Below are 14,823 nucleotides of genomic sequence, written 5' to 3' on the forward strand. Positions count from 1 at the left end.
ACGCGCCTCGCGCACGACCGGGGGCCCTTCCCGTCACCTCAGTCGTGGGCGATCGCGCCCAGGACGTTGATTCGCGCCGCACGGATGGCGGGTAGCACCGCGGCCACCACCCCGATGATCGCGGCGAGACCGAGGAAGACACCCATCTGCCCCCAGGGCAGGATGAGGTCGGTGATGCCCTCGTCCTTGAGCGCCTCGACCACCGCGGCGCCGAGGCCGGTGCCGACCGCCACGCCGAGCAGCGCGCCGAACACGGAGATCACCACCGCCTCCACGGTGATCATGCCCATGGTCTGCGACCGGCGCAGGCCGATCGCCCGCAGCAGACCCAACTCGCGGGTCCGCTCCAGCACCGACAGGGCCAGGGTGTTGATGATGCCGAGCACGGCGATCACGATGGCCAGAGCCAACAGGATCTGGATCATCGTGAGCAGCCCGTCGAGCTGACCGGTCTGCTGCTTGATGAACGCGTCCATGTCGGCCACCGACACTTCGGGGCTGTCCGCCAGCAGCGTCTCCACCTGGGGCTGCACGTCGGACACCCGGGTGCCGGGGGCGAGCTGGATGAAGCCCTGGATGGGCTGCGGGATGGCGAAGTCCTTCGCTGCCGTCGCCGGCAACGTCACCGGGTTGGTCAGCTGCGAGGACTCGTAGATCCCGCTGACCGTGTAGGTCCGCGCCTCGCCCCGGTTGAGTTGCACCTTCACCGTGGAGCCCACCGACCAGCCACGGGAGGTGGCGGTGTCGGAGCTGGCCAGCATCTGGGTCGGCCCGAGCCGGTCGATGTCACCGGCGGTGGCCTTCGCGCCGAAGATCTGCCGCAGCGACGCGATGTCGCTGCTCGCCGCGACCCAGGTGCTCTCGCCGTCGAGCTTCGCCATGTCCCCGTACTCGCCGTCGACCAGTTGCACGCCGGGCAGGGCCTTCGCCCGGTCCAGCACACCCGGGTCGAAGCTCGGCGGACGCGGACCACCCTGCTGCCCGGAGATCACCAGCTCGGCCTTGATGGTGTCCTTGGCGAGCGCGCTGATGCTGCCCTTGGCCGAGTCGAGGATCACCGTGACGCCGGTGACCAGCGCGATGCCGACCATCAGCGCGGCGGCCGTGATCGCGGTCCGGCGCGGGTTGCGCCCGGAGTTGAGCCGGCCCAGCTTGCCCGGCACCGACCAGGAGAAGATCGCACCGAGCAGACTCACCACCGGCCTGCTGATCAGCGGGGTCAGCAGCGCCACGCCGATGAAGGCGAAGAGCACCCCGCCGAGGATGGTGGGCAGCGTCTGACCGCGAGCGTTGCCGCTGAGCCCGAGGAACAGCAGCACCGCTCCGATGCCGGTGACCAACGACCCGGCCACGGTGACCTTGGTCAACGGCCGGTCCGGGGTGGCCACGTCCTGCATGGCCGCGATCGGCGGGATCCGGGACGCCCGCAACGCCGGCAGCAGGGCCGCCACCACGGTGATGACCAGACCGACGGCGAACGAGCCGATCACCGCTGCCGCCGGCACGCCGATCCCGGCGAGGGTGAGCCCACCGGCGAGCTTGCCGAACAGGAACGCCAGCAGCGCACCGACCCCGATGCCGGCGGCCAGACCGAGGACCGAGGCGATCAGCCCCACCGCGATCGCCTCCAGCACCACCGAACCGATGATCTGCCGACCGCTGGCCCCGATGGCGCGCATCAGCGCCAGTTCCCGGGTCCGCTGCGCGACGATGATCGAGAAGGTGTTGAGGATCAGGAAGGTGCCCACGAGCAGCGCCACCGCGGCGAAGCCGAGCAGGATCTTGTTGAAGAAGGACAGGCCCTCCTTCAGGCTTGCCGAGGCGTCCGCGGCGACCTGCTCGCCGGTCTTCACCTCGTAATCCGGGCCCAGGGCACGGGCCACGTCGTCGCGCAGCGTCTCGTCGGAGACGCCGCCGGCGGTGCGTACGGTGATGCTGCTGAACGTGTCCGGCTGGCCGAGCATCAGCCGCTGCGCCACCGGTGTGGTAAAGAAGACCTCGTTGACCCCGCCGATCGAGTCCCGGTTACCGCTGTAACCCATGACGCCGACGAGCGTGAAGTCCCGTTTCTTCGACTCGAACGCGGTCAGCACGCCGACCTTCTGGCCGACCTGCACCTTCGCCGCGGTGGCCAACGACTTGTTGACCACGATCTCGTCCTCGGCCTGCGGCCCGCGCCCCTCCCGCAACTGCATCAGGTCGCTCTCGCCGATCCAGTTCTCGCCCAACTGCGGCGGACCGAACGAGGTGAGCACCTTGCCGTTGCTGCCGATCACGCGAGCGCCGTCGGCGTTGACGATGCCGGTCGCCGAGGCCACCCCCGGCACCTGCTTGACCCGGTCCACCACGGCGGCGGGCAGCGGGGCGGAGGTCTGCTCACCCTCCAGCTCGCTCAGCTCCACCTTCGGTTTCGCCGCGACGTTCACGTCGATCTCGGAGAAGCCGTCGGCGAAGACCGAGTCGAAGGAGCGACCCAGCGTGTCGGTGAGCACGAAGGCGCCGGAGACGAACATCACCCCGAGCACCACCGCCAGCCCGGACAGGATCAGCCGGACCTTGCGGGCCAGCAGACTCTTCATCGTCGCCCGGAACATCAGTTGCCCACCTCAGCCGGAGCGTCCAGCTTCTTCATGGTGTCCAGCACCGTCTCGGCGGTCGGCTCGATCAGCTCCGAGACGATCTGCCCGTCGGCGAGGAAGACCACCCGGTCGGCGTACGCGGCGGCGGTCGGGTCGTGGGTGACCATCACGATCGTCTGGCCGTGCTCGCGAACCGAGTCGCGCAGGAAGTTGAGCACCTCCGCGCCGGAGCGTGAATCCAGGTTTCCGGTCGGCTCGTCCGCGAAGATCACCTCGGGGCGGGACACCAGCGCCCGCGCGCACGCCACCCGCTGCTGCTGGCCGCCGGAGAGCTGCGCCGGCCGGTGGTCCAACCGGTCCCGCAGACCGACCGTGTCGATCACGGTGTCGTACCAGGCCGCGTCGGGCTTGCGCCCGGCGATCGACAGCGGCAGCAGGATGTTTTCCTTGGCGGTCAGCGTGGGTAGCAGGTTGAACTGCTGGAAGATGAAGCCCACCTTGTCGCGGCGCAGCTTCGTCAGCCCCGCGTCACCCAGCCCTGTGACGGTCGTCTCACCGATCGCCACCGTCCCGCGGGTCACCGAGTCCAGCCCGGCCAGGCAGTGCATCAGCGTCGACTTGCCGGAACCCGACGGCCCCATGATCGCGGTGAACCGGCCACGTTCGAATTCCGCGCTGACCCCCCGCAGCGCGATGACCTGAGCCTCGCCGCTGCCGTACACCTTCCACACGTCGTTCGCCCGGGCCGCGGCCTGCGCCTGCCGGCCTACCGTCGCGGTCACGTCATCTACCTCTTCCGTCTGTCCGAATTCACGCCGCCCCCCGATGGTCCGGCGCGACTGTTCCATCATCGGCGCTGCTCACGCCCGTTCCGTCCGCCCACGGGCTGACCCGGCGCGGATTTCCCGCTGCGGGTGCACCCCCATGCCGAGTCAGGGTTGCCCCTGACCCGATGACCGGTCGAGCGTGTTTGCGACCGGCGGTACGCCGTCGGCCCGACGCTCCCACCTGACGCCACAGGAGGGTCAACCGCGCCGAGCCACCTCTGGTCACGGTAGGTGACGACGGCAACGCTCGACGTCCCTCCACGGTGGGATCTGCGCGTACGCCGGGTGAGGTAGTCGGGCCGGCGGAGGCTACGCCCGGGGGCGGACCAACCCCGACTCGTACGCCAGGACCACCGCCTGCACCCGGTCGCGCAGCCGCAGCTTGGTCAACAGGTGCCCGACATGGGTCTTGATGGTGGTTTCGCTGACCGACAGCACCGCCGCGATCTCGGCGTTGGACAGGCCTCGGGCGACCTGCACCAGCACTTCGCGTTCCCGGTCGGTGAGCGTGTCGAGCGTCGCCGACGGCGTCGCGCTCGGGTCGGGCAGCAGCGCGGCGAAGCGGTCCAGCAGTCGCCGCAGGATCCGTGGCGCCACCACCGCGTCCCCGCCCGCCACCGTGCGGATCGCCGAGATCAACTCCTCGGCCGGCACGTCCTTGGCCAGGAACCCGCTGGCCCCGGCACGCAACGCACCCACCACGTACTCGTCCAGGTCGAAGGTGGTCAGCACCAGCACCCGTACCGGCAGTCGGGCGTCGACGATCGCCCGGGTCGCGGCCACCCCGTCCATCCGGGGCATCCGGATGTCCATCAGAACCACGTCGGGTAGCAGCCGGCGGGACAGCTCCACCGCCTCCAGCCCGTCACCGGCCTCCGCCACCACGTCCAGGTCACTCTCGGTGCCCAGCACCATCCGGAACCCGGTACGCAGCAGCGGCTGGTCGTCGGCGAGCAGGATCCGCACCGGCCGCGCCGGGGCCGCCCGATCGGTCATGTCGTCTCCTGTCCAGCCGGCGTCGCGCTGCCGCACCGGTCATCCTCGCCCACACCGGCCGGTGCGTCGCGGATCACCGTATTGGCCGGCCCGTCGCCCTGTCCCGACCGGAACGGCACCGCTTCGGTCGGCTATCCGGCAGCAGCGCCGGGCACGACGGCGCACCGGGCGCGAACGTCGCTCGGAGGCGTCACTCGTCGGCGCTCGGCACCACCGGAGCGGACCGGGAATCGCGCAACGGGTCGGCGCTCGCCGCCGCGACCGGGAACGGCGGCGGGGTCCCGCCGAAGCTGGGGCACAGCGCCTGGTGGCTGCACCAGTCGCAGAGGCGGCTCGGTCGAGGCCGGAAATCCTGCCGGGCGGTGGCCTGCTCGATCGCCCGCCACAGGGCCACCACCGTGCGCTCGAAGCGGACCAGCTCGTCGGCGTCCGGCGTGTAGTCCAACACCTCGGCGTCGCGCAGGTAGAGCAGTCGCAGCACCCTGGGCACCACCCCCCGGGTGCGCCACAGCACCAGCGCGTAGAACTTCAGCTGGAACAACGCCCGCGCCTCGAACGCCTCCCGTGGCGCGCCCCCGGTCTTGTAGTCGACCACCCGCAGCGCGCCGTCCGGTGCGACGTCGAGCCGGTCGAGGTAGCCCCGGATCAACAACTCCTCGTCGACCACCGCCGAGATCAGGCTCTCCCGTTCGGCCGGCTCCAGCCGGGTCGGGTCCTCCACCGCGAAATAGCCCTCCAACAGCCCGGCGGCCGAGCGGAGAAACTCCACCGGACCGGCCGGCTCCGCTCCGTCGAAGATCCCGGCCAGCTCCGGCTGCTCGGTGACCAGCCGGTCCCACTGCGGCGCGACCAGGTCGCCGGCCGCCGCTGGCGTGCGACCCTGCGCCGGCAGGTCGAACAGGCGCTCCAGCACCGCGTGCACCAGCGTGCCCCGGGCCTGCTCCACGGTGGTGCGCTCGGGCAGCCGGTCGATGCTGCGGAACCGGTAGAGCAGCGGGCAGGTCTTGAAATCCGCCGCCCGCGATGGGGACAGCGAGGCCCGCACCGTCGGCGGCGCCTGCGCCGGGGAGGGGGGCTGGGAGGTGGTGACCGGTTCCGCCGTCATGTCGGCAAAGGTTAGGGCACCGGTGTGACACCCACCGCCGCCCGCCCCGTACAGCGACGGTCCGTAGCATCGTGCCGATGGAGCAGACACCTCGCCCGCCGCGCCGACCCGACCGGCGCCTCGGCCTGAACGTCGGCCGGGTTTTCGGGGTGCCGCTGCACCTCAACGGCTCGATGGTCCTGCTCGCGGTGCTCATCGCCGTGCTGTACGCCGAGTTCGCCCGCCGACAGTTGGACCTGCCGCAGATCAGCGGCTACCTGATCGGCTTCGGATTCGTGGTGTCGCTGCTCGGCTCGGTGCTGCTGCACGAGCTGGGCCATGCCCTCACCGCCCGGCGCTACGGCATCGGTGTGCGCGGAATCACCCTGGAACTGCTCGGCGGCTACACCGAGATGGACCGGGACGCCCCGTCCCCCCGCGTCGACCTGCTGGTCTCGCTGGCCGGCCCGGCGGTCTCCGCGGTGCTCGGCGTCCTCGCGGTCGCCGCCACGCTCGCGCTGCCCGAGGGGACGGTGACTCACCAACTGGCCTTCCAACTCGCGGTCAGCAACGTCATCGTCGCGGTGTTCAACAGCCTGCCCGGTCTGCCGCTCGACGGCGGCCGGGCACTGCGCGCGGCGGTGTGGGGGATGACCCGCGACCGGCACCTGGGCACCGAGGTCGCCGGGTGGGCCGGGCGCGTCGTCGCCGTCGGCACCGCGGCGCTGGTCCTGCTCCTCACCCTCGCCGACTACCTGGTGCCGCTGGCGTTGCCGCTGATGCTGCTGGTCGCCGTCACCCTCTGGCGCGGCGCCGGGCAGGCGATCCGGGCCGCCCGGGTCGGCCGCCGGTTCCCGCTGATCGACCTCGCCCGGCTCGCCCGTCCGGCCTGGCCGGTGGCCACCGGTACGCCCCTGGCCGAGGCCGAGCGCCGACGCGCCGAAGGTGGGCAGCCCGGCTCGCCCCTGCTGGTCACCGACTCCACCGGCCGGCCGGTGGCGCTGGTCGACCCGGCCGCCGCCGACGCCGTGCCCGTCGAACGCCGACCGTGGCTGGCGGTGGACGCCGTCGCCCGATCACTGGGCACACTTCCCTCGCTGCCGGTCGGCTTGGACGGCGAGCAGGTGATGGACGCCGTACAGACCCACCCGGGCGCGCAGTACGTGGTGACGTCAGGCGAAGATGTCGTCGGCATTCTGCACATCGCGGACCTGGCCCAGCTCCTCGAACCCAACCGGAAGATGACACCGTGACCGCAACTCCCTCCACCGTCGCAGTCGACCCCGCCACCCCGGCGCTGACACCCGTGCACCGTGGGCCGTTCCGGCCCGGCGACCGGGTCCAGCTGACCGACCCCAAGGGGCGGATGCACACCGTGACGCTGGAGCCCGGCAAGGAGTTCCACACCCACCGGGGCATCCTGGCGCACGACGCGCTGATCGGGCTCCCCGACGGCAGCGTGGTGACGACCTCCGGTGGTGGCACCGCGTTCCTCGCCCTGCGGCCACTCCTGTCGGACTACGTGCTCTCCATGCCGCGCGGCGCTCAAGTGATCTACCCGAAGGACTCGGCGCAGATCGTCGCGATGGGCGACATCTTCCCCGGCGCGAAGGTCCTCGAGGCCGGCGCCGGTTCCGGTGCGCTGAGCTGCTCCCTGCTGCGGGCCGTCGGCACCGAGGGCGAGTTGCACTCGTTCGAGCTGCGTGACGACTTCGCCCAGATCGCCAAGCGCAACGTCGAGGCGTTCTTCAACGGGCCGCACCCGTCGTGGCACCTGCACGTCGGTGACGTCGCGCAGTGCCAGGAGACCGGCTTCGACCGGATCATCCTGGACATGCTGACCCCCTGGGAAACTCTCGACATGGTCGAGCGGGCCTTGGTGCCGGGCGGGGTGTTCATCGGCTACGTCGCCACCACGCCGCAGCTGTCCGAGCTGGTGGAGGCTCTGCGCGAGCGCGGCGGTTGGACCGAGCCGCGGGCCTGGGAGTCCCTGGTGCGCGACTGGCACGCCGAGGGCCTCGCCGTCCGGCCGGACCACCGGATGATCGCGCACACCGCGTTCCTGGTGTCCGCGCGCAAGCTTGCCCCCGGGGTCACCGCGCCGCCACGTCGGCGAAAGCCCAGCAAGGGCACCGAGGCGTACGTGCAGCGCCGCCAGGACCTGCGCGCGGCGGAGGCGGCCCGCCAGGCCGCCGCCCAGGTGGCAGATGCGCAGCCCAACGGTACGGGGGAGATGGACAGGCCGTGACCAACGAGCTGGGTGCCGGCACCGCCGAGCAGGGGGAGGCGCTGGCATGAGCCAACCGGGCTACGGCGGCGGTGACCTCCCCGCAGTCTTTCCCGACTGGTCGCCCTACCAGGACCTGGAGTCGGCGGCGCGGGCCTACCTGCGCGACCCGGACGTCGCCCTGGAGGCGCTCGGCGGCGTGCTGCGCGGCGCGTCCGTGCTCGGCTTCACCCTGGAACGCTTCGTCAACGAGGTCAACGGGGTGTGGCAGGAGGTCGTCGTCTGCGACGGCAGTCGGCTGATCCTCTGGCACGGCGAGGACGTACCGCCGGAGGAGGGCCCGCCGGGCTCGATGACCTCGTCGTTGCGGGTGGTCCCGGTCTCCACCGTCACCGAGGTCGGCTGCCGGCGGCGGCTCAACCGCTCCGACAGCGGCGAGATCCGGGTCGACAGCATCGACGTCTACCTGCTGCTCACCTCACTGGACGAGGCGCCGCCGAGCGACGAGATGGTCGGCACACCACGGCACGACGCGCTGCGCTTCGGCAAGACCCTCGACGACGGCGGGGCTGGGCAGATCGCCCGGCTGGAGGAGTTCGCCCGGCTGGTCGCCTCGGTGGTCGGCCGGCCGATGCTCTGAGGCGTACCCCCGTCCTGGCCCGGCCGGGCCCGCGTGGCCCGGCCGGCGGATGGTCAGTCTTCCTCGGCGTCCGGGCCGGCGACCTCGACACCGTCGCCGCGCACCACGTGGATGCAGTCGCCCGGACACTCCTTCGCGGAGTCGATCACCTCGAGCCGCAGGTGCTCGGGCACATCGACGCGGCTACCCGGCGTCATCCGCAGCTCGCCGTCGGCACCCTTGACGTACGCCAGGCCGTCGATGTCGAACTCGAAAACCTCCGGCGCGTACTGCACACAGAGCCCATCGCCCGTGCACAGATCCTGGTCCACCCAGACCTGCAGCTGATCGGTCGCGATCTCGGCCACCGGTGCACCCCCCATGTTCTCGCGTCGTACGGTCCGACGGTACCCGAACGCCGGTACCGGCCCGCCGGGCCACCCTTGGCGATCAAGGTTCGGTGACGAGGGTGTTGCATGGGACCGAATCGGCCTCATAGCGGCTAGTGTTAGGGCAGAACGTTCAAGCCCCCCGGGGAGGTGGGACGTGGCAGCACGCAGCGACGACGCGGACTCGCGCGCCGCACGGTGGGAGAAGGAAGCCCACGATCTCTCCACGCAGGTCGCGTTCCTTCAGGAGGAACTCGCTCTGGTGCGGCGTAAGTTGACCGAGAGCCCCCGACACGTCCGGCAGCTCGAAGAGCGGCTGGCGGCCACCCAGGCACAGTTGGCGCGGCTGACCGAGAACAACGACCGGCTGGTGAGCACCCTCAAGGAGGCTCGCACGCAGATCGTGACGCTCAAGGAGGAGATCGACCGGCTCGCACAGCCGCCGAGTGGTTACGGCGTCTTCCTGGCCAAGCACGACGACGGCACGGTGGACGTCTTCACCGGTGGCCGTAAGTTGCGGGTCTCCGTCTCGCCCTCACTGGACGTGGCCGAGTTGCGCCGCGGCCAGGAGGTCCTGCTCAACGACGCGCTCAACATCGTCGACGCGTTCGGGTACGAGCGGGTCGGCGAGGTGGTGATGCTCAAGGAGATCCTGGAGGGACCAGGTGGCGGGCCGGGTGACCGGGCGCTGGTGGTCTCGCACTCCGACGAGGAGCGCATCGTGCACCTCGCCGAGACGCTGATCGGCTCGACGATCCGCGCCGGCGACTCGCTCATGATCGAGCCCCGCTCGGCGTACGCGTACGAGCGGATCCCGAAGAGCGAGGTCGAGGAGCTGGTCCTGGAGGAGGTGCCCGACGTCGACTACGGCGACATCGGTGGCCTCCAGTCGCAGATCGAGCAGATCCGCGACGCCGTGGAACTACCCTTCCTGCACGCGGACCTGTTCCGTGAGCACCAGCTCCGTCCGCCCAAGGGCATCCTGCTCTACGGCCCGCCGGGCTGTGGCAAGACGCTCATCGCCAAGGCGGTGGCCAACTCGCTGGCCAAGAAGATCGCCGAACGGCAGGGCAAGGAGAAGCACACCAGCTTCTTCCTCAACATCAAGGGCCCCGAGCTGCTCAACAAGTACGTCGGCGAGACCGAGCGGCACATCCGGCTGATCTTCCAACGAGCGCGGGAGAAGGCCGGCGAGGGCACCCCGGTGATCGTGTTCTTCGACGAGATGGACTCGATCTTCCGAACCCGTGGCTCCGGTGTCTCCTCCGACGTGGAGAACACCATCGTCCCGCAGTTGCTCAGCGAGATCGACGGCGTGGAGGGGCTGGAGAACGTCATCGTCATCGGCGCCTCCAACCGGGAAGACATGATCGACCCGGCGATCCTGCGCCCCGGTCGGCTCGACGTGAAAATCAAGATCGAGCGGCCGGACGCCGAAGCGGCCAAGGACATCTTCTCCAAGTACATCCTCTCCGGGCTGCCCCTGCACCCGGACGACCTGGCCGAGCACGGTGCCGACGCCCAGGCCACCGTCGCGGCGATGATCGATGCCGTGGTGCTGCGGATGTACTCGGAAACCGAGGAGAACCGCTTCCTCGAAGTCACCTACGCCAACGGTGACAAGGAAGTCCTCTACTTCAAGGACTTCAACTCCGGCGCGATGATCCAGAACATCGTCGACCGGGCCAAGAAGATGGCCATCAAGGAGTTCCTCACCTCCGGTCGCAAGGGGCTGCGCCTGCAGCACCTGCTCGACTCCTGCGTCGACGAGTTCCGCGAGAACGAGGACCTCCCCAACACCACCAACCCCGACGACTGGGCCCGCATCTCCGGCAAGAAGGGCGAGCGGATCGTCTACATCCGCACGCTTGTCTCCGGTGGCAAGGGCGCTGAGGCCGGCCGGTCCATCGAGACCGCCAGCAACACCGGCCAATACCTCTGATCGTCCAGCGGCGGCACCGGACTCGTCCGGTGCCGCCGCTGCGTGCGGGCCACTACCCACGGGGCTGGCTTCTCCCCACCGCCCTGCTCCGCGGCTTCCCGAAACCGTGGCGATCCTGCTGACCGCCGGGCGCCGCCCTGGCTGACCATGCCGCGTTTGCGAACTTCGCATCCTGTGAGCTGGATCATGCTTGAGGTTGACCTCGGGTCAGGGTGGAAGCTCGTCGCAGCGGCACGACGCCGACCGGGCAACGGATTTTCAGGGGAGCAGAACCACCATGGCTATCACCCTTATCGACCAGGACAAAGGCACCCTGCTGGCCGGGCCGGATCGCCCGGAGCTGCAGAAGGCGATCGAGGAGATCGTCGATTCCGGTTTCGTCGGGGTGTCGCTACGCGTGCACGATGAGCGGGGCGAGTGGGTCGGCAGCGCCGGCGCGACCGAGCTGGGTGGGGTCGCGAAGCCGCCGACCAACGGGCATGTCCGGATCGGAAGCAACACCAAGACCTTCACCGCGACCCTGGTGCTGCAGCTGGTGGCCGAGGGCAAGGTCGGGCTGGACACCCCGGCGGCGGATTACCTGCCCGAGTTCGGGTTGGATGACCGGATCACAGTGCGAATGCTGTTGCAGCACACAAGTGGGCTGTTCAACTTCAGCGGCGAGGTCTACGACGACGGGACGCTCGTGCCGGGCATCCCCATGCCCTACGGCCCCAAGGGCAGAGAGTGGCTGGATAACCGACTCAGGACCTACCGGCCGCAGGAGCTGGTGGAGTTCGCGTTGTCCATGCCGCCGCGGTTCGAACCGGGAACACGCTGGAGCTACTCGAACACCAACTACGTGCTGGCCCGGCTGCTGATCGAAAAGGTCACCGGCCGCTCGCTCGCCGAGGAGATGCAGCGGCGGATCCTGGGGCTGCTCGGCCTGTCGGGCACCATCGTGCCGGACGCCTCGCCGGAGATCCCCGAACCGCACGCCCACGCCTACTACCGGTACGAGGACGCCGGCGAGCAGAAGACGATCGACATCACCCGCCAGAACCCGTCCTGGATCTCGACCGGCGGCGACATGATCTCCACCACCCAGGACCTCCACACGTTCATCTCCGCGCTCACGGGCGGCAAGCTCCTGCCCGCGCCGCTGCTGGCCGAGATGTGCACCCCGCACCTGACGGGCATCCCGAACATGGACTACGGCCTGGGAGTGTTCGTCCTGACCACGGACGACGGCGCCACTGTCATCTCCCACAACGGCGCCGCCGTAGGCCACGCGGCGCTGATGTACAGCACACCCGACGGTAGCAAGACCCTCACCGCCGCGCTGAACGCCGTGGACGACGCGAGCCTGTCCATCGCGGCAGCGTTCCAAGGCGCCCAACAGAAGCTCGTCAACGAGGTGTTCGGCGGCGGGCAGGCCGATCCGGCCAAGCCAGAGGACTGAGCACCCGCGACCCGACCGCATCGAAGAATGACCCCTTCCGGCCGCGCACCAGGGAGAACGCGAACGGAGGCCACGCCGAGCGCAACGGGCTCGGCGTGGCCCGTCCGAACGCTCGGCCGTGGGGTGCGTGGTCGCTGAGCTCGAACACAAGGCAGGCTGAGCAGATGAACGGAGTCACGATCGGGCAGGCGGCGGCATTCGTCGGTGTCACGGTGAAGACGGTGCGGCACTACCACAAGCTCGGCCTGGTCGAGGAGCCGGAACGGGACAGCTCCGGCTACCGGCGGTACGGATCGGCCGACCTGTTGCGACTGGTGCAGATCCGGACGCTGGCCGCCGCCGGGGTGCCGCTGGCCGAGATCGGGCCCCTGCTCGACACCGATGCCGAGCGGTTCGCCGCCGCGCTCGCCGACGTCGGGCGGCGGCTGACCCAGCGGATCGAGGAGTTGACCGAGCGGCGTGACACGCTGCATCGGCTCGCCGATGGTGACCGGGCTCTGCTACCTGACCGCGCTGTGGCACTGCTGGAACGGATGCCCGGCCGCGGCTTCACGGCGGACGAGGTGGCGGCCACCAGAGAGGGCTGGGTGCTGGCCAAGGCACTGGTCCCAGAAGGCTTCGACGACTACCTCACCCATTTCGAGCACGCCCTCGAAGACACCCAGCTCGTCGCCTTGGCCAAACGCGTAGCCGAAGCCGCAGCCTGGGACCCGGACGACCCCCGCATCGCCGAGCTCGCCACCGCCGCGGCCGGCCACTACCTGGCCAACCCGGCACTGCTGAAGACCGTGACCGGCCTGCAAGCCCACACCGAGGCCGCGACCCGGTACACGCTGATCGCCCACCACGGCGAAGAGCCGTCGCCGGCTGCGACGCGGCTGACCGCGCTTTTCGAGGTCAAGCTCCGCGCCGCCGGCATCCGAATCCCCAGACCAGAGTTCCGCTGAGCACGCTGTGCCCTCCGGCCCGCCCGCCGCGGCTGTTGGTTGCCGACCAGGCCGCTCAACAGGCCATCGACGGATTCCGCACGGCGAACCGCCGCTGCGGGCGGGCCGCACCGTGGTGCCACCCGACGGCGCCACGGCACAGTAGCCACGCCGCGCCACCGGCAGGGCCGCGCGGTGGGCCACCGCGCAGACTAGTCTCGATGGTGTGAGCGGCGGGTACGCCGGCTCCAGGGGCGAGCGAAGCGAGTGGTCGCATGACGGTACGTCGGATCATGGGCACCGAAGTCGAGTACGGCATCTCCGTGCCGGGACAGGCCGGAGCCAACCCGATGGTCACCTCATCACAGGTGGTCAACGCCTATGGGGCCCGTCCAGAACTCAACCGGGGCGGACGAGCCCGCTGGGATTACGAGGAAGAGTCGCCCTTGCGCGACGCGCGCGGCTTCACCTACTCCGGAGCGGCCTACGACCCCGCCGAGGCATTGGCCGACGAGGACCTCGGCCTCGCCAACGTGATACTCACCAACGGTGCGCGTCTCTACGTCGACCACGCCCACCCCGAATACTCCACGCCGGAGGTCACCACCCCCCGGGACGTGGTGCGCTGGGACAAAGCCGGAGAGCGGGTGATGGCCGAGGCGTCGCGCCGTGCCGCCACCATCCCGGGCAGCCAGCCGATCCACCTCTACAAGAACAACACCGACAACAAGGGCGCCAGCTACGGCGCCCACGAAAACTACCTGATGCGCCGGCAGACCCCGTTCGCCGACATCGTGGCGTACCTGACGCCGTTCTTCGTCACCCGCCAGATCGTCTGCGGTGCCGGCCGCGTCGGCATCGGCCAGGACGGCGGGCAGAACGGCTTCCAGATCTCCCAGCGCGCCGACTTCTTCGAGGTCGAGGTGGGCCTGGAGACGACCCTCAAGCGGCCGATCATCAACACCCGCGACGAGCCGCACGCCGACGCCGACAAGTACCGCCGGCTGCACGTCATCATCGGCGACGCCAACCTCTCCGAAATCTCCACCTACCTCAAGGTCGGCACCACCGCGCTGATCCTCAACATGATCGAGGAGAAGGCGCTCGGCGCCGACCTGGGCATCGCCGACCCGGTCAGCGAGCTGCGGGCGGTCAGCCACGACCCCAGCCTGTCGCATCGCATGCGACTGCGCGACGGTCGCCGGCTCACCGCACTGGACCTGCAATGGGCGTACCTGGAGCGGGTCCGGTCCTTTGTCGACGACCGGTACGGCACCGACGTCGACGAGCAGACCGTCGACGTGCTCGACCGCTGGGAGAGTGTGCTGGACCGGCTCGGCCGCGACCCGATGCTCTGCGCCGACGAGTTGGACTGGGTGGCGAAACTGCGGCTGCTCGAGGGTTACCGGGAGCGCGAGAAGCTCGGCTGGGGCGCGCACAAGCTCCAACTGGTCGACCTGCAGTATTCCGACGTCCGGCCGGAGAAGGGCCTCTACCATCGCCTGGTCACCCGGGGGGCGATGAAGACGCTGCTCACCGACGAGGAGACCCGGACCGCGATGACGGAGCCGCCGGAGGACACCCGGGCCTACTTCCGTGGCCGCTGCCTCGCCCAGTACGCCTCCGAGGTCGTTGCCGCGAGCTGGGATTCGGTGATTTTCGACGTGGGCCGCGAATCGCTGGTCCGGGTGCCGATGATGGAGCCGGAGCGTGGCACTCGTGCGCACGTCGGAGCACTGTTCGACCGCTGCGCCAGCGCCAAGGACCTGTTGGAGACGTTGACCGGGCGCTGA

Annotated in this window: 12 protein-coding genes; 7 read left to right on the plus strand and 5 right to left on the minus strand. The window is 70.0% G+C overall.

The genetic code is table 11. The features are described from left to right. Nucleotides 1-38: 38 nt before the first annotated feature. The 4 genes from JOD64_RS30870 to JOD64_RS30885 form a co-directional block, all read right to left on the minus strand. Nucleotides 39-2,594, minus strand: coding sequence for an ABC transporter permease (locus tag JOD64_RS30870; RefSeq protein WP_204945500.1), 2,556 nt, complete (start codon nt 2,592-2,594; stop codon nt 39-41). Further along, the gene (locus JOD64_RS30875) at nt 2,594-3,361 is read right to left on the minus strand and encodes an ABC transporter ATP-binding protein (RefSeq protein ID WP_204945501.1); all 768 of its coding nucleotides are present in this window, start codon (nt 3,359-3,361) and stop codon (nt 2,594-2,596) included. Before JOD64_RS30875 ends, JOD64_RS30870 begins: the two co-directional genes overlap by 1 nt. Nucleotides 3,362-3,715: 354 nt before the next feature. Next, nucleotides 3,716-4,402, minus strand: a complete 687-nt coding sequence (locus JOD64_RS30880; RefSeq protein WP_204945502.1) for a response regulator — start codon at nt 4,400-4,402, stop codon at nt 3,716-3,718. Between the two features lie 190 nt (nt 4,403-4,592). Next, nucleotides 4,593-5,507 (minus strand): RecB family exonuclease, encoded by a 915-nt coding sequence (locus tag JOD64_RS30885; protein ID WP_204945503.1) that lies wholly within the window; start codon nt 5,505-5,507, stop codon nt 4,593-4,595. Nucleotides 5,508-5,584: 77 nt separating this feature from the next. Between JOD64_RS30885 and JOD64_RS30890 the strand changes: the two genes are divergently transcribed. The 3 genes from JOD64_RS30890 to JOD64_RS30900 are packed head-to-tail and all read left to right on the plus strand — an operon-like array spanning nt 5,585 to nt 8,353. Then, nucleotides 5,585-6,739 carry a site-2 protease family protein gene (locus JOD64_RS30890; protein WP_204945504.1) on the plus strand — a complete coding sequence of 385 codons (1,155 nt, stop codon included), beginning with the start codon at nt 5,585-5,587 and terminating at the stop codon, nt 6,737-6,739. Further along, complete coding sequence (locus JOD64_RS30895) at nt 6,736-7,734, plus strand: tRNA (adenine-N1)-methyltransferase (RefSeq protein ID WP_372434215.1); 999 nt, start codon at nt 6,736-6,738, stop codon at nt 7,732-7,734. Before JOD64_RS30890 ends, JOD64_RS30895 begins: the two co-directional genes overlap by 4 nt. A 46-nt stretch (nt 7,735-7,780) precedes the next feature. Further along, nucleotides 7,781-8,353 carry a hypothetical protein gene (locus JOD64_RS30900; protein ID WP_204945505.1) on the plus strand — a complete coding sequence of 191 codons (573 nt, stop codon included), beginning with the start codon at nt 7,781-7,783 and terminating at the stop codon, nt 8,351-8,353. A gap of 53 nt (nt 8,354-8,406) precedes the next feature. On the opposite strand, the gene JOD64_RS30905 is transcribed toward JOD64_RS30900, so the two are convergent. Further along, nucleotides 8,407-8,700, minus strand: coding sequence for a ferredoxin (locus tag JOD64_RS30905; protein ID WP_204945506.1), 294 nt, complete (start codon nt 8,698-8,700; stop codon nt 8,407-8,409). A gap of 178 nt (nt 8,701-8,878) precedes the next feature. Between JOD64_RS30905 and arc the strand changes: the two genes are divergently transcribed. The 4 genes from arc (at nt 8,879) to dop (ending at nt 14,823) form a co-directional block, all read left to right on the plus strand. Then, nucleotides 8,879-10,663, plus strand: a complete 1,785-nt coding sequence (gene arc / locus JOD64_RS30910) for a proteasome ATPase (RefSeq protein WP_204945507.1) — start codon at nt 8,879-8,881, stop codon at nt 10,661-10,663. Between the two features lie 277 nt (nt 10,664-10,940). Further along, nucleotides 10,941-12,104 (plus strand): serine hydrolase domain-containing protein, encoded by a 1,164-nt coding sequence (locus JOD64_RS30915; RefSeq protein WP_204945508.1) that lies wholly within the window; start codon nt 10,941-10,943, stop codon nt 12,102-12,104. Nucleotides 12,105-12,268: 164 nt separating this feature from the next. Further along, a complete protein-coding gene (locus JOD64_RS30920) occupies nt 12,269-13,051 on the plus strand; it encodes a MerR family transcriptional regulator (RefSeq protein ID WP_204945509.1) in 783 nt (260 codons plus the stop codon). A 254-nt stretch (nt 13,052-13,305) separates the two neighbouring features. Beyond that, complete coding sequence (gene dop, locus JOD64_RS30925; protein WP_372434216.1) at nt 13,306-14,823, plus strand: depupylase/deamidase Dop; 1,518 nt, start codon at nt 13,306-13,308, stop codon at nt 14,821-14,823.

The organism is Micromonospora luteifusca (assembly GCF_016907275.1).
Classification (GTDB): domain Bacteria; phylum Actinomycetota; class Actinomycetes; order Mycobacteriales; family Micromonosporaceae; genus Micromonospora; species Micromonospora luteifusca.

Excerpts from the sequence above, each read along its gene's own strand:
- JOD64_RS30870 (WP_204945500.1), bottom strand. The coding sequence starts at position 2,594 with ATGTTCCGGGCGACGATGAAGAGTCTGCTGGCCCGCAAGGTCCGGCTG.
- JOD64_RS30880 (WP_204945502.1), bottom strand. The coding sequence starts at position 4,402 with ATGACCGATCGGGCGGCCCCGGCGCGGCCGGTGCGGATCCTGCTCGCC.
- JOD64_RS30885 (WP_204945503.1), bottom strand. The coding sequence starts at position 5,507 with ATGACGGCGGAACCGGTCACCACCTCCCAGCCCCCCTCCCCGGCGCAG.
- JOD64_RS30890 (WP_204945504.1), top strand. The coding sequence starts at position 5,585 with ATGGAGCAGACACCTCGCCCGCCGCGCCGACCCGACCGGCGCCTCGGC.
- JOD64_RS30900 (WP_204945505.1), top strand. The coding sequence starts at position 7,781 with ATGAGCCAACCGGGCTACGGCGGCGGTGACCTCCCCGCAGTCTTTCCC.
- JOD64_RS30915 (WP_204945508.1), top strand. The coding sequence starts at position 10,941 with ATGGCTATCACCCTTATCGACCAGGACAAAGGCACCCTGCTGGCCGGG.
- JOD64_RS30920 (WP_204945509.1), top strand. The coding sequence starts at position 12,269 with ATGAACGGAGTCACGATCGGGCAGGCGGCGGCATTCGTCGGTGTCACG.
- dop (WP_372434216.1), top strand. The coding sequence starts at position 13,306 with ATGACGGTACGTCGGATCATGGGCACCGAAGTCGAGTACGGCATCTCC.